A 20820-nucleotide genomic window follows, 5' to 3' on the forward strand; every position below is an offset into this window, starting at 1 on the left:
GGTCAGGCAAAACAGTACCATCCCTTTGCCATGTCAGCAATCACCGGGCGCAGACACTATTACGCTCCGGACAAAGCCGGAGCGAAGGCGTATATTTCTTAACGAGAAATATATTTTATGCTTCCTGCCACTCAGCAAAAACCTCTTTATGGTTTTTGGTCAGGACAACTTTATTATCTTCGACCTTATCGACCCAGCCGAGAGGAATAAAGTGGTGCTTGCCGCCCGATTCCGGGTCGCTCTTCGCAAGCTTGATACGCTCACCGTCTAAATGGTCCACAACCCCGACGTGCGTTCCGCAGCTGGCGACAACCTGAGTGTGATCCTTAATTGCGCTTTTATCTACCATAATCATTCTCCTGTTTCGGTTATTTGCCTGTTGCACGAAATTAACTGTAGCGCATAAATTCAGGCTTAAAAGGCTTATTAGCATTTTGAAACATCATTGACAGAATGGAATATTATGTCTATTTAACGCCGAACTAAAAAAATAAGAATGAGATGAATTATTACCGAGTGATTATTTCCCGTTCATAATTAAATTATCGCAACCAACGAGGAGGTATTTATGACGATTCGCAACAATAATCGGGCAGAAATTTCGCTGGCTCTTGGTGAAGCGGTCTTAGACATCGTGCAAAAAGGCCATGAGGTATCGCGAGAGAATCTGGCCCAGGCGATGAAAATCAAAGCGGAGAAAGAGCGCGACGACGAGCGGCTTTTGAACTACTGGAAGGCGTGTAACATGCTGGTTTGAACGTAGCGGCGTTTAGGCTGACTAAACGCCGCCTGCTGTTACTCGTCGAAGAACCAGTAGCCCTGGTTAATCAATCCGGTCAGCTCGTCCACAAACGCCGGATTATTCAGCGCGTCGCCCAGCTCGGCCTGGCCGAGCTCGGTATAGCGGCACAGCGCGTCTGCCACGTTCATATCCGCCGTTTCCAGCTGTTCACTGTTGATAAAGACGCTGCCGTTGACGTTCAGCACGCGCAGCCCGCTCAGGCGGGAGAGCGTTTCGCCCCCTTGCAGCGCGTCGAGCACCTCTTCCGCTGAATACGGCGGCTCGGCGGCGGCAATATCCAGCTCGTGACGCGGCGTGGAGACGAAGCTGCCAAACCATTTCGTAAAATCGTCCGGCTTGCTAATCATGTCGATCATCATCTGGCGGATACGATCGAGCTCATACTGCTCGACGCGGCCCGGGTGTTTGCGGCAGGTCAGATCCGGATCGCTGTAGTGCTCGCCGCCCAGATCGTTTTCCAGCGCGTAATCAGCAAAGCTGCTGATCAGATCGCGGCCGTTCGGCCCGCGGAAGCCGACGGAGTAGTTGAGCGCGGTTTCATGGGTGAAGCCGTCATGTGGGAATCCAGGCGGAATATAGAGGATATCGCCCGGCTCAAGATCTTCGGCGATGATCGGCTCAAACGGATCGACATGCAGCAGCGCCGGATGCGGGCAGAACTGACGCATCGGCAGCTTGTCACCCACGCGCCAGCGACGGCTGCCCATCCCCTGGATGATAAACACATCGTACTGATCGATATGCGGCCCCACGCCGCCCCCCGGAACGGAGAAGGAGATCATCAGGTCATCAAGACGCCAATCCGGCAGCACGCGGAACGGACGCACCAGTTCGGCGGCGGGCATATGCCAGTGGTTCACCGCCTGCGCCAGCAGGGACCAGCCGGTTTCACCGAGGTTATCGAAATGCTCAAACGGACCATTGCTCGCCTGCCACTTGCCGTTGGCATGGCTTACCAGGCGGCTATCGACTTCCGGCTCCATCGCCAGACCCGCCAGCTCGTCCGGCGTAATCGGATCGACAAAATTCGGGAAGGCATTTTTCAGCACAACAGGTTGTTTTTGCCAGTATTTTTCAAGAAATTCCGGCCAGTTCAGGTTCAGTTGATACGCCATGGTTAGCACCAGTGAGAGGGTAAACAGGCGCGATTATAGGGGAGACGGCTGGGGGGGAACTTGTCATGGGTCAAACGAGCGCGCGTAGGTCGGGTATGGCGAAGCCGTCACCCGACGCACGCGCGGGCTAAAACTTAATCCAGGTTCAGCTCGTCATAATGGGTAATCAGCTTGCCCACAATCCCGTAGTCCAGCGCTTCCGCCGGGGACATCCAGAAGTTGCGGTCAGTGTCTTTCTTCACTTTCTCCAGCGGCTGGCCGGTGGCGTCAGCAATCAGCTTGTTCACGCGTTCCAGCATGCGGATGATCTCGCGCGCTTCGATCTCGATATCCGTCGCCTGACCGCGCACGCCGCCCAGCGGCTGGTGGATCATAAAGCGAGTATTCGGCAGCGAGTAGCGGTGCTCTTTTTTCGCTGCCAGGAAGATGGTGATCCCGGCGCTCGCCACCCAGCCAGTGCCGATCACGTGCACTTCCGGACGGATGAACTTGATGAAGTCGTGGATGGTGTCGCCCGCTTCCACGTGGCCGCCCTGGCTGTTGATGTACAGCTTGATCGGATCGTTGCTGACGCTTTGCAGCAGGATCAGCTGGGTGATGACCTTCTGGGCCAGCTCCTGGTTAATCTCACCGGAGATGACAATCGAACGGGATTCCAGCAGTTTTTGCTGTAGAGCGCCCGCGCCGGTCGTTCCTTCCGCTTTTTCTTTATCGTCACTGCTTTTCAGTGTGTAGTGCATTGTTATGTCCTCAGCTTGTCGCGCTCAAAACCAGAGTGTAGCCTGTTTTACCCGTCTCCGTCCTCACTCAAAAACATCGCGGGTTAAGATGCATATCGCCTTGCGGGCGTTCGGGTTCCGCAAGCAGAAAGCCTCTAAAAACAGCGTTTCGATACTAACTAAATCGCCACATTTTTATTACACTTTCATATCATCTTCATATTGATAAATGATAATGATAATTAATGTGTTAGTATGAATGAGCATAGCAAACAGTCCCTTACGTTCATTTCGGGGGCGTTTTTATTCTCAATGATTTACTGAGCGCACACCGGGGCGGTGAATGGAACACATAGTTTATGTGGTTGATGACGATGACGCGGTCAGGCAGTCCGTTATCAGGCTGCTGGAATCCGCGGATTTACACGCCCTTGGCTTTTCCTCGGCAGAAGCCTTTCTTCAACACCCCTTTGACGATTTGCCCTCCTGCGTGATCCTCGACATGCAAATGCCCGCCATCTCGGGTTTTGAGGTGGCGGACGCGCTCAAAGACAGCGGACGCGAGATCCCGATTATCTTTCTCACCGGCCACGGCACTATTCCCATGTCGGTGCGCGCCATTAAAGGCGGGGCTTATGAATTTCTCACCAAGCCCGTCGAATCCAGCGCGCTGCTCGACGCCATTGAATCCGCCCTTCAGCTGGCGGAAAACAACGCCGTGCGCAACAAAGAGCACTACGCCCTGAAGCAGCGCCATATGTCCCTCACCCCGCGCGAGCGTGAGGTGCTTGAGCTTGCCATCATCGGCAAGCTCAACAAGCAGATCGCCGCCGAGCTGGGCGTCAGCGAGATAACGGTAAAAGTGCACCGCCGCCGGGTGATGGAGAAAATGCAGGTTCGTTCCGTGGCCGAGCTGGTCAGGGCCGTCGAGCGCCTGACCCAAAGCCAAACCGTGGAATAACCCTTACGCCTCCGGGCCGGCAAGCGGCAGCGCGAAAGCAAACACCGTGCCGTGCGGCTCCCTGCGGCGCGCGCTCAGTTTTCCCCGGTGCCGCTCAATGATGCTGGCGCTGATGGTCAGCCCCATCCCCATTCCCTGCGCCTTGGTGGAGTAGAACGAGTCGAAGATCCGCTCGGTAAGCTCCGGCTCAATGCCGCTGCCGGTATCGGCAATCTCGAAGATCACCTTTCCTTCAATGCCGTTCGCGGTGGAGATCGTGATGCTGCACGGGCGATCTTTTATCTCCGCCATCGCTTCCACCGCGTTCATCACCAGGTTAAGCAGCACCTGCTGGATCTGCACGCTGTCGCCAATGATAAAACTGTCATGAGCGTTCAAAAGGTAATCAACGCTAATGTGTCGCAGCTCAAGCTCGCTGCGGGAAAGCATAATAATGTGGTGGATCAGGAAGTGCAGATCGATGCGCGTAAGCGTGGGATCCTGCTTGCGGGTCAGGGACTGAATGCTGCGGATGATCTCCCCCGCCCGCTCGCCCTCGGCGGCGATCTCTTCCAGCCCCTCGCGCACCTTGTCGAGCCGCGCCGGATCGCGGCCAAGCCAGCGCAGGCTCGCCCCGGCGTTCGAGACAATCGACATCAGCGGCTGGTTGATCTCGTGGGCGATCGAGGAGGTCAGCTGCCCGACGGTGGTGGCCCGGGACACCCGCGCCAGATCCGCCTGCGCCACCCGCATCGCATCCTCCGCCGCCCGCTGGCTGGTGATGTCGGTGATGATGCCGTAATACTCGTTCACCTCGCTGCCCACGCCCACCGGATCGCCAATCCCCAGAATGTAGCGCACGGAGCCGTCGGTGCGGATAATGCGAAACTCCGCGCGCATGGAAAGCCCGTCGCGCACGCTCTGGTTAACGAGGGCGCCAATCCGGCCATAGTCGTCCTCATGGACGTAGGTCAAAAACTCCGCCATTGACAGCATTTTTTGCTGTTCCGGCAGGCCGAGAATGCGGGCGTACTCTTCGGAGATAAACATCAGATCCTGCACCAGTTCCCAGCGCCAGCTGCCGGTGTGGCTGATCTGCTCGCCCAGCATGAGGGACGTCTGGCTGGCGCGCAGCTCTTTCTCCACGCGCCGACGGTGGATGTTTTCCGCCAGCAGCTCGGCGTAAAGCCGCGCCGTCTCCAGCGAAACCGCCGCCTGCGCGCCCAGCAGGCTGACCACGCGCGAGTGCTCGGCGGTAAACACCTCCGGCATCAGGCGGTTTTCCAGATAGAGTACGCCCACCAGCCGCGCCTGCTTGAACATCGGCACGCACATCACGGCAGCGCCGGACGTCACCAGATACGGATCCTGGCTGAACGGGTGGAACGCCTCCGGCTTGCCGGTGCGGATCTCCTGCCCGGTGCGGATCACCGCGGCCAGCACCGACAGCGGCATGTCCGTCGCCATCGGTGACTCTTTCACGATGCGCACCCGCACGCCGTCGGTGCTGGTCCAGGCGCTGGCTTCAATTTCCGGTATATGATTATCGCTGACGCGCAGCAGCAGACCGCGCTGCGCCCCGGCCCGTTCGAGCAGCAGCGTCATCAGGTTTTCGATTAAGCGTTCGAGGTTAATCTCTTCGGACAGGGCGCGCGAGGCTTTGATGACGCTCTGTAAATCGCGGATCACCTCGTCCTGGGCGAACGCCACCGACTCATACGCCCGGCTCTGCCCGGAGGCCAGCAGGTGCGGGAAATCCTGCTCCAGCTGGCGCACCTTGGCCTGCGCCCCGGCGCGGCCCCAGGCGGCAATCGACCCGCGGAAATGGGCGTCGGAGGCGGTCGGGTAGCCGCAGGCTAGCGAGAAACGCCCCGCCAGCTCGTGCGCCAGGGCATTGATCGGGTTAAACCCGCCCTCCCGCGAGAGGCGCACCGCCTTTTCATACTGTTCCAGCGCGATGCTGTTCATGCCGTCCAGACGGACGATTTCGGCGTAAATCAGCGCCTCTTTATCGGCAAACGTGCCCGGATTGATCCGCGCCCAGAGGGCAATTTTGTCGTAGTGGTGATGAATGCTGCGGCGATAATCCGCCGAAAAGGTCTCCGGCGTGAGCTGGCGCGAGAGGGCCAGCGCGCTGTAAAGATGGTAATCCAGCAGATGGATATGGCCCGGCGCGGACCACGCATACCAGCCCGCCATCTCTAAATCCGCCTGCGCGTCGGCATATTCGCCACAGGTAAAGTGCGCCATCCCGCGATAGAGCCAGTACCAGAACAGCATGGTCGACGTCTGCTCGGGCGCCTGCTCCGGCGGTGCGGGCAGCAGATCGTCAGGCAGCGCCTGGGCGGCACTCCAGGTGCCCGTCACCGGCGTGCGTAAAAACTCCACGTAGCGGCGCTGAATGTGCAGAACGGTTTCAATGTCCTGGAAATCCGTTTTACGCACGAAGGCCAGACCGCGATCGATGCTGGTCAACACGCCGTCCAGATGATCGCCTCGGGAGAGGAAGTTAATGATTTGATGACAGGCTGCGAAGCAGGCCATCGTCGTGTCGCCGTGCGTTACCGCTGAGGTAAAACAGGCTTTCGCGCACTCGATAGTGTACGACAGCGGCTGGGTCCAGACGCTGAGCTGGTCGAGCGGCAGCAGGGTTTTGGCTTCATAGGCATCATAGCCGTGGCGGTTTACCAGCTCGCGAGCCAGCGTGCCGTACTCAAACCCGAGACGGTATTCGGCGTAGCGGTGGCCAATCAGCACGCCAAACCAGGCCATCGCCGTGGTGGATGCCCCGGTAATGCCGTGGTCGAGCGTGAGGTGCATCATCCGGCACAGGAGTAAAAAGTGCAGCCGAGGGCAGGTAAAGCTGGCGAACATACTGGCACTGTAAAGCAGGTTCATTACCGCTTCAGTCTCTGCATTCTTCATCAGCGTCAGCTGAGAAAACGGGTTCTGCGGCGCGTCGGCGATGCGTTCGCAGAACTGCTGCCAGGCCTCGTCACAATCGGCATTTTCCGGATAGCGGCTGACCTGGATCCCGAACACGCCCAGCCAGCACAACGAGGCCTCCAGCGCCAGGCGGATCTCCGACTGGCGCATATAGACTTCCGCCAGCAGGTTGGCCGCCAGCGCTTTCTCCGTCAGCCCGCCCGGTGAGCCGAGGATCGTATCGCACAGCGCGCGCGTACGCTCCAGGTGCCCGAGCGCAAACTCGCAGCCCGCCTCTTCGATATCCAGCATAAAGTCCGAGACCGGACCCGCATTCCCGAGCGCTCTGGCAGTCTGGATATAGCTCAGGGCGGAGAGGTAATCGCCGGTACGCTTCGCACGCCGCGCGGCCTGGAGGCTAAGCTCACGGAATCTCTGGCGCTGCGGCGCAGGCTGGATGCAGTCCAGCGCGGCGCTGACGTGATGAACCGCGCGGAACAGCAGCTCATTGCCTGCCGCCTGGCGCGCGGCGTCCGCCAGCAGGCCGGCGGTGGTCAGGTGCAGATGGCTTTTCTCGCCCTCATCCAGCAGGGCAAAGGCGGCTTCCTGCACCCGATCGTGGGTAAAGGCGTACTCTTTTTCCGTCAGCACAATCAGCTGAGCGGTCACCGCCGGGTGAAGCGCGTAGCGGATTTCCGCCGCCGACAGCCCCACCACGCGGCACAGCATCTCCAGCTCGCCCGTGCAGCCGAGGCAGGCGATGCTGCCCAGCAGACGGCGCGTTTCGTCAGGCATCTCCTTGAGCTGTTCCAGCACCAGCGTTACCACGTTTTCGGTGTAGTGCCGGGCGCGGATCGCCTGAAGATCGTAATGCCATTTACCCTGATATTTGTTGTGCACTACCAGACCGTCATCGACGATGCGGCGGAAAAATTCCTGCACGAACAGCGGGTTGCCGCCGGTTTTTTCGTGGATCAGCGTGGCAAGATCGGTGGTGCCGGCGCTGCGGGCATGAAAAATTCCTCCGAGCCAGCGCGCCACGGCCTTCACCGACAGCGGCTGCGGAACGATCGTCGTGGCGTGCTGCGCCGCTTCCGGCAGGCTCGCGAGCGCGGTCTGCAAGCTGGGGTCAGAAAGCGAACTGAGATCGCGGTGCGCCACCACCACCAGCAGCGGAATGGCGCCGCAGGTACGCAGCAGGTGATCGAGCGTTTGCAGGCTGGCGACGTCGATCCACTGCACATCATCCAGCAGCAGCACCAGCGGCGTGCCCTGGGTGGTGAAGGTTTTCACCAGCGCCAGCACCATATGGCTGAAGCGCGCCCGCGCGTCGATGGAAAACGTATCCGCTGAGAAACGCGGTTTGTTCTCAAGGAGTAAATTCAGCTCCGGCACCAGGCTGACGGCCAGCTCCTCGTAGCCTTCCAGCGCGCGCGTCAGGCGGATCTTCCACGTCGCCACCTCCCCGGCTGGCAGCCCGAGCAGGTGCAGCGTGAGCGTCCGAAACGCCGAACTCAGCACGCCGTAGGGCAGCGTGGGGGAATATTGATCGACCTTGCCCACCGCCAGCAGTACCTTGCGCTGTTGCAGCGATTTCAGCGTGGTGGCGATCACGGAAGATTTGCCAATCCCCGACGGTCCGCCAATCGTAACAAGTTCCGGCGCACCGCTCTGGCTCACCCGCTCAAACGCGGCGATGACGTCGCTGGCCTGCGGATGAGCGGAAAAAAGCGAATCGGCCAAATGGATCGCCGGAGAGCGATCCTGCTGGCCGGGAATAAAGTCGACAATTTCGCCTTCAACGGTCAGTGTCGCCTGGCAGCGCCTGAGGTCGGCAATCAGCCCGTCGACGGTCTGATAGCGGTTCTCCGGATTCTTCTCCAGCAGCTTAAGGATGATGGTCGACAGCATGTCGGGTACATCCGGGCGCACCCGGCCCGGCGCGAGCGGCTCAGAGGCAATGTGGTAATGCGCCCAGCTGGTCTGGTCATCTGCGCTCAGTTCAAACGGTAATCGCCCGGTCAGAAGTTCATACAGCACGATACCCAGGCTGTAGAGATCGCTCCGGCTGTCGACGGCGCGACGGGTACGCGTGGTGTGTTCCGGTGACATGTAGGCGGGCGTGCCGCCAGACGCGGCAAGCCGGGTCTGGGAGAACGCGTCGGAGGTGCCGCAGGCGAGGCCAAAGCTGCACAGACGGCAGGTGGCGTCATGGTGAACGAAGATCGACCCGGGTTTGATATCGCCGTGGATCAGGTTGTGCAGATGCATCTGGCGCAGGGGACCGCAGATGCGGATTGCCATCTCAATAAAGCGGGCGATCCCGGAAATCGCCTTGCCTGCCCGGCACGCCAGCAGTTCAAAGCAGAACGGCGCGTAGACCAGCGCAAAACGTCCGCGGTACTGGGTAGAAGCGACGGGCCGGATGGCCCAGCCGTCATGAAGCCGATCGCGCAGGGCAAACTCGTTCTTCAGCAGGCGGGTTGCCCGCTCCTCTTCTTCATCGCTGACCGCGGTGGCAATAATAAACGAACCGCCGGACTGGGGATGCCGCGCATTCATCCAGGAGATGCCGCCCTCCTGCGCCAGCACGGTAAAAATAACATCCTCTTTCAGAACAAAAGCCCGCCCTTCATGGAGACTTCCCCGGGCGGGCCAAAATGCAGGCGACGTATGTTCGTTCATCCGCGATCCTTATTGTCGGCGGGTCAGCTCCCGCTGAATATGATCCAGCAGAATATCGATGTTAATCGGCTTACGCAAAAATGCAGCGGCGCCCAGACTGAGTGCATACCGCTGCATATTTTCATCAGCATGGCCGGAGATAAACAGTATTGGCGGCGGCGGCGCGGCCAGCAACCGCAGCTTCTCAAATAACTCGATGCCGTTCATGCCGCGCAGCTTGATGTCGGCGATTACCAGCGACGCGCCGGACAGGGCGAGAGGGTGGCTTAAAAACACCTCTGCCGAATCGAAGGTATCGGTAGCATACCCTTCCGATTGCAGCAGATTACTGAGCCCGCTGCGAACAGAGCGTTCGTCATCGATGATGGCAATGCGCCACGGCAGCGTCATGCTGTCTTTCCTCAAACAAATCGTTACGCGTCGCGGCTTTCCTTCGCGGGCGCGGGGGGCGCAGTACCGCTGATTTTCGGTACGCATTCATGACGAAACCAGGCCAGGGTCAGCGGTTCGCGGCTCACCAGACGACGCCCGATGGGGATCAGCTGTTCACCCACCAGCATGCCGAACAGGCCTAGCAGCGCGACGACCGGCGGCGCCGGAGAATGCACGTCAAGCAGGGCGTAAAGTACCCCAGCCGCGACCCCGCACACCAGCGAAATAATCCAGGCCTTCATGATGACGCTCCGGTCGGGTGTTGAATGTGGGGAACCGTCACCTGCACGGCAGCCGGATTATCGCGGGATAAAAGATGACGCATCGCCTGTTCGCCTGCCAGCATGCCCAGCAGGCCAATCAGCGCCAGCGCGGGCGGCGCGGGGGACCGCACCTTCAGCACGGCGTACATCAGGCCAATCAATACGCCTGCCGCGAGGGATATCAACCCTGTACTCATTGAGAACTCCAGAGAAAAAGGCGCGGCGAGCCGGATGAGGGACCAGCCCGCCGACGAGGCTTAGCGTGCCGGGACCGGCGCTAAGGTGCGGTGCTCGCTCTTCTGGCGAGACGGCGCTTTGTGCACCATGGTGTAGGCGTAGTCCACGCCCATGCCGTAGGCGCCGGAGTGCTCGCGCACGATATCCATCACCGCGGTGTAGGTCTCTTTGTGCGCCCAGTCACGCTGCCACTCCAGCATGACCTGCTGCCAGGTCACCGGGATCACGCCCGCCTGGATCATGCGCTGCATCGCGAAGTCGTGGGCCTCTTTAGAGGTGCCGCCGGACGCGTCCGCCACCATATAAATTTCGTAGTCGCCTTCCAGCATCGCGCACAGGGCAAAGCTGTTGTTGCACACTTCGGTCCACAGACCGGCGACAACCACTTTCTTCTTGCCGTTGGCCTTCAGCGCGTCACGCACTTTCTGGTCGTCCCAGGAGTTCATGGAGGTACGCTCCAGAATGTCCTGGCCCGGGAACACGTCCAGCAGCTCCGGATAGGTGTTGCCGGAGAAGCTTTCGGTTTCAACGGTGGTGATGATGGTCGGGATGTTGAACACTTTTGCCGCTTTCGCCAGCGCCACGGTGTTGTTTTTCAGCACCTGGCGGTCAATAGACTGCACGCCAAACGCCATCTGCGGCTGGTGGTCGATGAAGATGATCTGACAGTTGGCAGGGGTTAAGACTTCGAGCTTTGAAGTGGTCATAAGATTATCCAGTGAGGTTAAAGGTTAAAATCGTCGCGAAAGGCACGCCGATAAAATCGCATTCATCCTATGACCCACGCCGCCGGGGCGTAATTATCTCTTCGTATAGTTAACCTTAGGTATAGTTATACTTTGGTATACCTATCCTATTGTATAACTGGATCTTTCCCGAAACCGGTTCCCATAATCCTGACCATTCCCCTCTTAGTCTGGAGCTATTATGGTTACCCTCGGTAAAGCCGATCTCATTCTGGTTAACGGCCAGTTTCACACCGTCGATCGCGAGAATCCCCTCGCGGGGGCCGTTGCCGTGCGCGACGGGAAATTTCTGGAAGTGGGTACCGTCGCCGAGGTGATGCAACACCACTGCGACGGCACTAAGGTGGTTGATTTGAAAGGCCACACCGCCATCCCCGGCCTGAACGACTCGCACCTGCACCTTATCCGCGGCGGGCTGAACTACAACCTTGAGCTGCGCTGGGAAGGCGTGCCGTCGCTGGCAGACGCCCTGCGCATGCTGAAAGAGCAGGCCCTGCGCACGCCGTCGCCGCAGTGGGTACGCGTGGTGGGCGGCTGGAGCGAGTTCCAGTTTGCCGAGCGCCGCATGCCGACGCTGGATGAGATTAACGACGCCGCGCCGGATACCCCGGTCTTCATTCTGCACCTGTACGACCGCGCCCTGCTCAACCGCGCCGCGCTGAAGGTGGTTGGCTATACCAAGGATACGCCGAACCCGCCGGGCGGCGAGATCCAGCGCGACGCCAACGGCAACCCGACCGGGATGCTGATCGCCCGCCCGAACGCCATGATCCTCTATTCAACCCTCGCCAAAGGGCCGAAGCTGCCGCTGGAGCAGCAGGTCAACTCCACGCGCCAGTTTATGCGCGAGCTGAATCGCCTGGGGCTGACCAGCGCCATCGACGCAGGCGGTGGCTTCCAGAACTACCCGGAAGATTACGAGGTGATTGCCGAGCTGCACGAGAAAAAGCAGATGACCATCCGCATCGCCTATAACCTGTTTACCCAGCGTCCGGGCCACGAGCTGGAAGACTTTGAAAAATGGACCGACATGCTCACGCCGGGCCAGGGCAGCGACTTCTTCCGCCACAACGGCGCGGGCGAGATGCTGGTCTTCTCCGCCGCCGACTTTGAAGATTTCCTCGAGCCGCGCCCGGATCTCGCGCCGGGCATGGAGGACGAGCTGGAGCGCGTGGTGCGCCATCTGGTGGAGCACCGCTGGCCGTTCCGCCTGCACGCCACCTACAACGAATCCATCAGCCGCATGCTGGACGTGTTCGAGAAGGTGAACCGCGACATTCCGTTCAACGGGCTGCACTGGTTCTTCGACCACGCCGAAACCGTATCGCAGGCCAATATCGACCGCATCAAAGACCTGGGCGGCGGCATTGCCGTGCAGCATCGCATGGCCTTCCAGGGCGAGTACTTTGCCGAGCGCTACGGCATTGAAGCTACCCGCCACACGCCGCCGGTGGCCAAAATGCTTGAGACCGGCGTGCCGGTGGGCTTAGGGACCGACGCCACCCGCGTGGCGAGCTACAACCCGTGGACCGCGCTCTACTGGCTGGTCTCTGGTCGTACCGTTGGCGGGATGCAGATGTACGATCACAGCGCCCGTCTGGATCGCGATACCGCCCTGATGCTCTGGACCCAGGGCAGCGCGTGGTTCTCCAGCGAGCAGAATCAGAAGGGGCAGATTAAAGCGGGCCAGCTCGCGGATCTGGCGGTGCTCAGCAAAGACTACTTCCGCGTGCCGGAAGAGGAGATCAAGGGCATTGAGTCCGTCCTCACCGTGGTGAACGGCGATATCGTCTATGCCGCAGGCACCTTTGGCCCGCTCGCGCCGCCGGCCATTCCGGTCCTGCCCGAGTGGTCCCCGGTGGTGAAAGTGCCCGGCCACTACCGCAGCGCGCCGCCGCAGGCCGCACGCGTGGGTATGAGTGTGGCTCACCACTGTAGCGGCCCGTGCGGGGTTCACAGCCACCAGCATGATTTTGCCCGCACGTCAGAGATGCCGGTATCCGACGATAACGCTTTCTGGGGGGCGCTGGGTTGCAGCTGCTTTGCATTCTGATGAAACATTATGACGCTTCGCCCCGGATCGATCCGGGGCTGTTTTTCCTGCGCCTGACCGGCAGCCTGCTGTTGCTTTACGTGCACGGCCTGCCGAAGGTGCTCCACTTTAGCGAAGAGCTGACGCGCATCGAAGATCCGTTTGGCTTCGGGCCGTATGCCAGCCTGATCCCGGCGATCGTCGCCGAGGTCATCTGCCCGCTGTTTATCATTGCAGGCGTCTACACCCGCCTGGCGTGCCTGCCGATTATCGCCGTGCTGCTGGTGGCGATGCTGGTGGTCCACCCGGGCTGGTCGATTGCCGAGGGGCAGTTTGGCTGGCTGCTGCTGATTATCTTCACCACTCTCGCCCTCACCGGGCCAGGCCAGTGGCGGTTGCAGCGTAAGGCGACGGAGAGGTTCGCATGACCCAGGTTAACGACGTTCGCGACGCACACGTCGAGACGACGCCCGCACCAACGGTTTCGCCATGGCAGCCGCTGAGCCAGCCGGTGTTCCGCATGCTGTGGATCGCCACGGTGGTCTCTAACGTCGGCTCATGGATGAGCGACGTCGGCATCAACTGGAGCATGCTGACGCTCAGCGCCGATCCGCTGGATATCGCGCTGGTGCAGGCGGCCAGCAGCCTGCCGATGTTCCTCTTCGCCCTGCCGTCCGGGGTGATGGCGGACATTGTCGACCGGCGTAAATACCTGCTCTTCTCCCAGCTGTGGGTGTTCATCGCCGCCGCTGGGCTGACGGTGCTCTCTTTTACCGGACACGTCACCCCCACCGTTCTGCTGGCGGCAACGTTTCTGCTGAGCGTGGGCGCGGCCATGAGCTCGCCGCCGTTCCAGGCGATTGTGCCTGACCTGGTGAGCAAGCCCGAGCTGGGTTCCGCCGTGGCGCTTAACTCGCTCGGGGTCAACATCAGCCGGGCGATTGGCCCCGCGCTGGGCGGTTTTCTGCTGTCGCTGGCCGGGCCGTGGATGGTATTTGCCCTGAACGCGCTCTCCGTAATGGGCGTGGCGTGGGTGCTGTGGCGCTGGCGTCCGGCGCCGTCCGTGCAGCGCCTGCCGCCGGAGCACTTCTTCTCTGCGGTGCGGTCCGGCATCCGCTACGTGCACGCCGCGCCGGTGCTGCGTAACGTGCTGGTGCGGACCGTGGCCTTCTTCGTTTTCGGCAGCGCGGGCTGGGCGTTACTGCCGCTGGTGGCGCGCCGCGAGCTGGGCTTAGGCCCGGCGGGGTACGGCGTGATGCTGGCGTGTATCGGCCTGGGGGCGATTGCCGGAGCCATCCTGCTGCCGCGCCTGCGCCAGCGGCTGAACGCCGACCGCCTGATGGTGGCCGCCAGCCTGACGTTTGCAATCACCATGCTGGCGCTGGCGTTCGTGCGCCACTTCTGGCTGCTGAACCTGTTTGAGTTCTTTACCGGCTTCGCGTGGATTGCGGTGCTCTCGACGCTTAACCTCGGCGCGCAGCGCAGCGCCGCCCGCTGGGTGAAGGCCCGCGCGCTGGCGGTTTATCTGACGGTGTTCTTCGGCTCGATGTCCGCAGGCAGCGCCGTCTGGGGCCAGCTCGCCTCGCAGTTTGGCACCCCGACCTCGCTGGTTGTCGCCACGCTGGGGATGGTGCTGGCGAGCGCGACGGTGTTCCGCTGGAAGCTGGAGAAAGATCCTGACCTGAACCTCGACCTCAGCGGCCAGCCGCTGGACGGCGTGGAGATTGAACTCCCGAACGAGCGCGGCCCGGTGCTGGTGTCGCACGAGTACATCATCGACCCACAGAACGCGAAAGCGTTTTTGCAGGCCGTGCACGAGCTACGCCGGGTGCGCCGCCGCGCCGGGGCGATGAGCTGGGCGGTGTACGAGGATATCGAACGTCCGGGGCTGTTTATCGAGACTTTCCTGATGGGCTCGTGGATTGAGCATCTGCGCCAGCAGGAACGCCACACCATGAATGACCTCCTGTTGCAAAGCCGCGTTCTGGCTTTTCATCAGGGCACAACATCACCGGCAATTCGCTACCTGGTCGCGCCGGTATAACCATAACCATCACCTGTACAGGAACACACTATGGCAACGTTTAAGGCAAAAGACGGCACGCAGATTTACTACAAAGACTGCGGCGCGGGCAAACCGATCCTCTTCAGTCACGGCTGGCCGCTGGACGGCGATATGTGGGACAGCCAGCTGAACTACCTGGCGGAGCGCGGCTTTCGCGCCATCGCCTTTGACCGTCGCGGGTTTGGCCGCTCCGAACAGCCGTGGAACGGCTACGACTACGACACCTTTGCGTCCGACATTAACGATCTGATTACCACTCTGGATCTGCGCGACGTGACGCTGGTGGGCTTCTCCATGGGCGGCGGCGACGTGACGCGCTACATCAACAACTACGGCAGCGAACGCGTGGCCGGGCTTGCGCTGCTGGGCGCGGTAACGCCGATTTTCGGCAAATCCGATAGCTACCCGGAAGGCGTGGATCAGAGCGTGTTCGACGGTATTCGCGACGGACTGCGTAAAGATCGCGCCCAGTTCATCAGCGATTTCGCCACTCCGTTCTACGGCACCAACGCCGGGCAGACCGTTTCTGCGGGTGCTCTGACGCAGACGCTGAACATCGCCCTGCTGGCGTCGCTTAAGGGCACCATCGACTGCGTGACCGCCTTCGCCGAGACCGACTTCCGCCCGGATATGGCGAAAATAGACGTACCGACGCTGGTGATCCACGGCAGCAACGACCAGATCGTACCGTTTGAAACCACCGGCAAGCTGGCGGCGGAGATGATCAACAACGCCACGCTGAAGGTGTACGACAACGCCCCGCACGGCTTCGCGCTGACCCACCAGGACCAGCTCAACGAAGATCTGCTGGCGTTTGTGAAGTCGCTGTAATTTTCTGTAGGCCGGGTAAGGCGCAGCCGCCACCCGGCGCTTTCGCAGACGCGTTCCGCTCCGCCAGCAGCCGACAAATCTCCGCGTGCTTCTCCTCGGTGAAGGTAAAGCGCGACATAAAGCCCATGCGGATCAGCGAACCTATCGCCGGCAGCAGGCAGATCCCGAAGAACAGCCCCGATAGCACGCCTTCGCTCTGGATTTGCGCCTGCGGTACGTAGCCAATCATCGTCAGGAACACGCCGATGAGCCCGCCGCCCACCGCCACCGACATCTTGCCGGTAAAGGTCTGCCCGGAGAAGGTGATCGCCGCGCAGCGCTTGTGGGTGTGGTACTCCGCGTACTCGATGGTGTCAGCAATCATCGACGAGGTAAGAATGTTGGTCATCATCACGAATAGCGTGCTCAGGCCGAGCAGAATAAACAGCATCGTCACCTGCTGATAGCCAACAAACCACATCACCACGCGCACCGCCACGTCCAGCCCGCAGAGGATCATAAACAGCTTCCGCTTTTGCATCCGGCGCGTCAGCATCGGTGCGACCAGGCACAGCACCGCCGCCACAATGCCCATCATGCCAATGGCCATTTGCAGGCTGCCGTCGCCCATATTGTTGATAAAGAAATAGATATACAGCCCGCCCGCGACGTTGTGAAACACGCAGAAGAAGAACGACAGCAGGACGATAAACAGCGGCTTGTTCTGGCGCAGGTTGTGGAAGGTGTCGCGCATCGTCACCTTTTCCGGGCTCGGCGGCACGCGCTCTTTGATCTGCATAAAGCCGTTGAGCATCAGCGGCAGGCCCACCAGCATCATCACCAGCGCCGCCATAAAGTAGCCTTTATCGTTGCTGTACTGGGCGAAAAACGCTGCCAGCTTCGGGAAAAAGATGTTGGCGCAGGCAATCCCCGCGTTCACCCCGAGCATCGCCGCCGTTACCGCGCGGGTGCGCTGGCCGGAGTCGTTGGTCATCACCGACGACATCGACCAGAACGGGATATCGGAGATGGCGTACAGCGTCCCCCACAGGATGTAGGTCACCCCGGCGTAGAGGATTTTGGTGGTCATGTCCGCTTCGATTTTATAGAACGACAGCAGCGTGACGCCGGTAATCAGCAGCGGCGCGATCAGCAAAAAGTGGCGAAACTTGCCGAACCGGCTGTTAATGGTGTCCATAATGCTGGCAAACAGCGGATCGTGAACCGCGTCCCACGCACGGGCAATCAGGAAGATGGTGCTCGCCGCCAGCGCCGAGATCCCCAGCACGTCGGTGTAAAAATAGTTAATAAACGAACCCACTAAACCAAAGCTAAAACACTGACCTAAACCATAGCCAAAATAAGACCATAACTCGCGAGACGGTATTTTCATTGTCGTTGCCATAGTGCGTACCAGGTTGCCCGGCGACAGCGCGCCGGGTCGTTATTATTAGCCCTGCACCTTCGGGGCGATTTTGCGTAGCTTCTGCATCAGCGCGATTTCAGCGCGCGAGAACGGGATACCGTTCTCCTCAAACACGTCGTGGAACCAGAAGCGGCAGTAGTCTGTGGACTCCTTCATCACCACCGGCCACGGCAGCCACGTCTGGGTTTTGCCGCGCACCAGCCCCCACTGGTACGGCGCGACCTTCGCCATGTACATCAGCGGAAGCTGCTCTTCAATGGTGCTGCCCACATGGCGCGCCAGCCATTCGGTGCAGAAGATGGGGCGGCCCAGCGCCTGTAGCTGCTGGATAATCGCCGTCATGCGCCCGGTGTGGGTGTAGGCGTGGAAGCTCACCACGTCCGAGAGCGCCAGCGCAGTCTGGTCCAGCGGATGCTGGAAGAACGTCTCGCCTTCTTCTTCCGCAGGCAGACGCCACGCGCAGACGGTGAGCGGCTGGGTCGGGTCTTCCTCGCGCACCCAGCGAAACGCGAGCTTCATCAGTTCGTGGGCGCAGGTTTCCAGCTTCGCGTCGTACTGCACCTCCTGCGTGCCGGTCGCGAAAATGCCGCGGTTGCCCGGCTCGTTATAAAGATCCCACAGCAGCACGCGCTTATCGTCGCGGAACTGGCGGACAACGTCGCGGATATAGCGTTCAATGTCTGGCCAGCAGTCGGGATCGCACACCTTGTCGCGCCCCGGGCTCGCCGCCGCCTGGCTGTTGTGCTTGCCCGGCACGGGCGGCTTTTGCGGCCCGAGATACGGCTCGTCGCCGGAGAAGCCGCAGTCGTCCATCAGGGTCAGCATGGTGCTGAACCCGTGACCGTCGGCAATCGTCAAAAAACGATCGATACGCGCCATCAGCCCGTCGCGGTCGTGCTCCCAGACGATAAACGGCAGGTTGATGCGCAGGGTGTTGTAGCCCGCCTCCGCCGCCCAGCCCAGCTCGCGCTCGATGGTTGCAGCATCGAAGGTCTCCTCCTGCCAGATATCGGTCCAGTTCACCGCCGTCGACGGCAGATAGTTAAACCCGCACAGCCAGCCCTTCTGCTGATACCACGCCTGCGCCTGCTCCCTGCTCCACTGCTCTTTCATTACGCGCCCTCTTACTGATAATGTTTAGCTAATAAATATTAGCTGCGGAATAAATGCGCAAACCGCGGCGCTCTGAAAAGCGATGCCCCTCACAAAGTTCACGCTTCGATGAATGAGAAACGTGATCGACGGCGCTAAAGCGTGCGGTTAGGGTATGATGCGAAGTCGCGAAAGGGAGAGGACGGATGAAGCGAAAAACGAAGGTAACGATGAACGATATTGCGCGGGCGGCGGGGGTGTCGCAGGCGACGGTATCGCTGGTACTTAACCAGTCCCGCAACATCAAGCTCAGCGACGACACCCGACAGCGGGTGATTAGCGTCGCCACCGAGCTCGGCTACGACCGCCTCCCCGCAGTTCACGCCCCGCGCAACCAGGAGGAGATCGCCCTGCTCGTCAGCTCGTTGCAGAGCTTCGACCCGTTTATCGACGCCATCAGCCAGGCGCGGGAAGCGGCGTGGCGCAACGAGACCCTGCTCACCGTCTACGACTACGGTGACGACGTGGAGCTGGCGCTGAACATTATCCGCCAACTGGAGAAGCGCAACTGCATCGGGATTATTCTCGCCTCTCCGGTCACCACGCTGGTGGACATGACGGCGTTTCACGACTGCACCCGCATCCCGCTGGTGCTACTCAACCAGCGAGACCCCGGCTCGCCGCTGCTGCCGTCGTTTATCCCGGACGATTACGCCAACGCTTTTCAGGTCACCAGACACCTAATCGCCTGCGGGGCCACGCGCATCGCCCACATCACCGGGGAGAGCTGGATGGAGGCCTCCCGCCAGCGTCTGGCGGGCTACCGGGCCGCGCTGCAGCAGGCCGGACTCGCGTGCGACGACGGCCTGGTGCGCCAGACCAACTGGCAGTTCAGCGAGTCCTTTACCGCGACCACGGCCCTGCTGGAACTGGCCGAGCGCCCGGACGCCATCTTCTGCGCCAGCGACTGGCTGGCGATTGGTTGCTATCAGGCGCTGGCGGTGAACGGCGTGCGCATTCCGCAGGACATGCTGCTGGCGGGCTACGACGACCAGAAGATTTCCGAGCAGCTCACCCCGCCGCTGACCAGTATCCAGCTGCCCTACAGCGAGCTGGGACGGCTGGCGGTGGAGTACCTGTGCAATCAGGAAGATGCCGCCACGCACGTGACGCTGGCGGGCAGGCTGAAGGTGCGTGCCTCAAGCAGCGGCGCCTGAGGCGCTTTACCCCTGCGCTTTCGCATGATAGGTTAACTGGATGAACACACGCTCCGCCGTACTCACCGTTAAACGCTGGTGGCTGCCTTCTTAAAGGCGGCCCGGAGTAGTTTTCCCCATTTTCAGATAGCCGCCGAAAGGCGGCTTTCTCACATCTAAGACCCCTTTCGGCAATTGCACATTAAGGAGTCTTTATGAACGCACCAACCATCCTCACCGGCGATCGCCCAACCGGCCCGCTGCATCTCGGCCACTTCGTCGGATCGCTGCGCCAGCGCGTGGCGCTCCAGCATACGCACAACCAGTTTGTGCTGATTGCCGACCTTCAGGGGCTGACCGACAACGGCAGCAACCCGCAAAAAATTCGCGACAACATCCCCGAAGTGCTGGCCGACTACCTCGCCGCCGGTATCGACCCGAACCTGACCACGATCTGCCTCCAGTCCGCCCTGCCCGCCCTTGCCGAGCTGACGATGCTGTATATGAACATCGTCACCGTCGCCCGCGTGGAGCGTAACCCGACGGTGAAAAACGAGATTGCGCAAAAGGGCTTTGCCCGCTCGCTGCCAGTCGGGTTTATGGCCTACCCCATCAGCCAGGCGGCGGACATCACCGCGTTCAAGGCCGAGTGCGTGCCCGTCGGCGACGACCAGCTGCCAATGATTGAGCAGACCAACGAGATTGTGCACAAGATGAACAGTCTGCTGCCCGCCCCGGTGCTGCGCCATTGCAGGGCAATGCTGAGCGACACCAGCCGCCTGCCCGGTATCGACGGCAGCGCCAAGATGTCGAAATCGTTGGGCAACACGCTGCACCTTTCGGCCAGTGAAGAGACGATTCATCGTGCGGTCAGCGCCATGTACACCGACCCGAACCACCTGAAGGTAAGCGACCCGGGCCAGATTGAGGGGAACGTGGTGTTTACGTATCTCGACGCGTTTCATCCGGACAAGGAGAAAGTGGCGGCGATGAAGGCGCACTATCAAGCAGGCGGGCTGGGCGACCGGGCGTGCAAGAACGAGCTGGAGGGGTGTTTGCAAGAGCTGATTGGGCCGATGCGGGAGCGGAGGGCGATGTATATGCAGGACAAGGGGGAGCTGATGGCGATGCTGAAGCGCGGAACCGAACGGGCGCAGGGGGTGACGCAGGAGACGTTGAGGGAGGTGAAGGTGGGGCTGGGGGTGCCGGTGTTTAGTTAAAGTCGATTTAGCGGTGGAATGCGGGGGATTAGCATGAAGCCGCTATCTTGATTATTGCGGAAATAAGCAAGGCGCAATAAATTCTTAAATGCATTATTAGCCATTGTCGTTTGTT

18 protein-coding genes are annotated in these 20820 nt (G+C 60.6%); 8 read left to right on the forward strand and 10 right to left on the reverse strand.

All coding sequences use genetic code 11. The features are described from left to right. Positions 1-115: 115 nt before the first annotated feature. A complete protein-coding gene (locus IM300_RS11595) occupies positions 116-349 on the reverse strand; it encodes a DUF2171 domain-containing protein (RefSeq protein WP_003863067.1) in 234 nt (77 codons plus the stop codon). 219 nt (positions 350-568) lie between these two features. Between IM300_RS11595 and IM300_RS11600 the strand changes: the two genes are divergently transcribed. After that, positions 569-757, forward strand: a complete 189-nt coding sequence (locus tag IM300_RS11600) for a hypothetical protein (RefSeq protein ID WP_047363975.1) — start codon at positions 569-571, stop codon at positions 755-757. Between the two features lie 38 nt (positions 758-795). Here the strand turns inward: IM300_RS11600 and IM300_RS11605 are convergent, their stop codons facing one another. Next, positions 796-1917: a cupin domain-containing protein gene (locus IM300_RS11605; RefSeq protein ID WP_193036566.1), complete on the reverse strand. Its 1122-nt coding sequence runs from the start codon at positions 1915-1917 to the stop codon at positions 796-798. A gap of 134 nt (positions 1918-2051) precedes the next feature. Then, on the reverse strand, positions 2052-2657 hold the full coding sequence (locus IM300_RS11610) for an ATP-dependent Clp protease proteolytic subunit (protein ID WP_063450782.1): 606 nt from the start codon (positions 2655-2657) through the stop codon (positions 2052-2054). Between the two features lie 322 nt (positions 2658-2979). On the opposite strand from IM300_RS11610, the gene IM300_RS11615 reads away from it, so the two are divergent. Then, positions 2980-3597: a response regulator transcription factor gene (locus IM300_RS11615; RefSeq protein WP_063867328.1), complete on the forward strand. Its 618-nt coding sequence runs from the start codon at positions 2980-2982 to the stop codon at positions 3595-3597. A gap of 3 nt (positions 3598-3600) precedes the next feature. On the opposite strand, the gene IM300_RS11620 is transcribed toward IM300_RS11615, so the two are convergent. From IM300_RS11620 to IM300_RS11640, 5 genes are read right to left on the reverse strand one after another with little or no spacing between them, the layout of a single operon-like run. Continuing rightward, the gene (locus IM300_RS11620) at positions 3601-9186 is read right to left on the reverse strand and encodes an ATP-binding sensor histidine kinase (RefSeq protein WP_193036568.1); all 5586 of its coding nucleotides are present in this window, start codon (positions 9184-9186) and stop codon (positions 3601-3603) included. Between the two features lie 9 nt (positions 9187-9195). After that, the gene (locus tag IM300_RS11625) at positions 9196-9576 is read right to left on the reverse strand and encodes a response regulator transcription factor (RefSeq protein WP_045894247.1); all 381 of its coding nucleotides are present in this window, start codon (positions 9574-9576) and stop codon (positions 9196-9198) included. A 23-nt stretch (positions 9577-9599) separates the two neighbouring features. Next, positions 9600-9860 carry a XapX domain-containing protein gene (locus IM300_RS11630; RefSeq protein ID WP_003863056.1) on the reverse strand — a complete coding sequence of 87 codons (261 nt, stop codon included), beginning with the start codon at positions 9858-9860 and terminating at the stop codon, positions 9600-9602. Beyond that, positions 9857-10078, reverse strand: coding sequence for a DUF1427 family protein (locus tag IM300_RS11635; protein ID WP_193036570.1), 222 nt, complete (start codon positions 10076-10078; stop codon positions 9857-9859). The genes IM300_RS11630 and IM300_RS11635 overlap by 4 nt, the downstream gene beginning before the upstream one ends. A 60-nt stretch (positions 10079-10138) precedes the next feature. Beyond that, positions 10139-10825: a hydrolase gene (locus IM300_RS11640; protein WP_023315321.1), complete on the reverse strand. Its 687-nt coding sequence runs from the start codon at positions 10823-10825 to the stop codon at positions 10139-10141. Positions 10826-11045: 220 nt separating this feature from the next. On the opposite strand from IM300_RS11640, the gene IM300_RS11645 reads away from it, so the two are divergent. The 4 genes from IM300_RS11645 to IM300_RS11660 are packed head-to-tail and all read left to right on the forward strand — an operon-like array spanning position 11046 to position 15792. Further along, complete coding sequence (locus IM300_RS11645; protein ID WP_193036572.1) at positions 11046-12917, forward strand: amidohydrolase; 1872 nt, start codon at positions 11046-11048, stop codon at positions 12915-12917. Continuing rightward, entirely contained in the window at positions 12917-13324 is a 408-nt protein-coding gene (locus tag IM300_RS11650) for a DoxX family protein (RefSeq protein ID WP_063450788.1), read from the forward strand. Before IM300_RS11645 ends, IM300_RS11650 begins: the two co-directional genes overlap by 1 nt. Then, positions 13321-14940, forward strand: a complete 1620-nt coding sequence (locus tag IM300_RS11655) for an MFS transporter (protein ID WP_193036574.1) — start codon at positions 13321-13323, stop codon at positions 14938-14940. Before IM300_RS11650 ends, IM300_RS11655 begins: the two co-directional genes overlap by 4 nt. Positions 14941-14970: 30 nt before the next feature. Then, positions 14971-15792, forward strand: a complete 822-nt coding sequence (locus tag IM300_RS11660; RefSeq protein ID WP_193036576.1) for an alpha/beta fold hydrolase — start codon at positions 14971-14973, stop codon at positions 15790-15792. Here the strand turns inward: IM300_RS11660 and IM300_RS11665 are convergent. Continuing rightward, positions 15755-17176, reverse strand: coding sequence for an MFS transporter (locus IM300_RS11665; RefSeq protein ID WP_193036577.1), 1422 nt, complete (start codon positions 17174-17176; stop codon positions 15755-15757). The genes IM300_RS11660 and IM300_RS11665 overlap by 38 nt on opposite strands. 45 nt (positions 17177-17221) lie before the next feature. Next, on the reverse strand, positions 17222-18310 hold the full coding sequence (locus IM300_RS11670) for a cellulase family glycosylhydrolase (protein WP_193036579.1): 1089 nt from the start codon (positions 18308-18310) through the stop codon (positions 17222-17224). A gap of 185 nt (positions 18311-18495) precedes the next feature. On the opposite strand from IM300_RS11670, the gene IM300_RS11675 reads away from it, so the two are divergent. Beyond that, positions 18496-19506 (forward strand): LacI family DNA-binding transcriptional regulator, encoded by a 1011-nt coding sequence (locus IM300_RS11675; RefSeq protein WP_193036581.1) that lies wholly within the window; start codon positions 18496-18498, stop codon positions 19504-19506. A gap of 194 nt (positions 19507-19700) precedes the next feature. Next, the gene (gene trpS / locus IM300_RS11680) at positions 19701-20705 is read left to right on the forward strand and encodes a tryptophan--tRNA ligase (protein WP_193036583.1); all 1005 of its coding nucleotides are present in this window, start codon (positions 19701-19703) and stop codon (positions 20703-20705) included. Positions 20706-20820 lie beyond the last annotated feature (115 nt).

Source organism: Enterobacter cloacae complex sp. I2, from assembly GCF_014896205.1.
Taxonomy (GTDB): domain Bacteria; phylum Pseudomonadota; class Gammaproteobacteria; order Enterobacterales; family Enterobacteriaceae; genus Enterobacter; species Enterobacter quasihormaechei.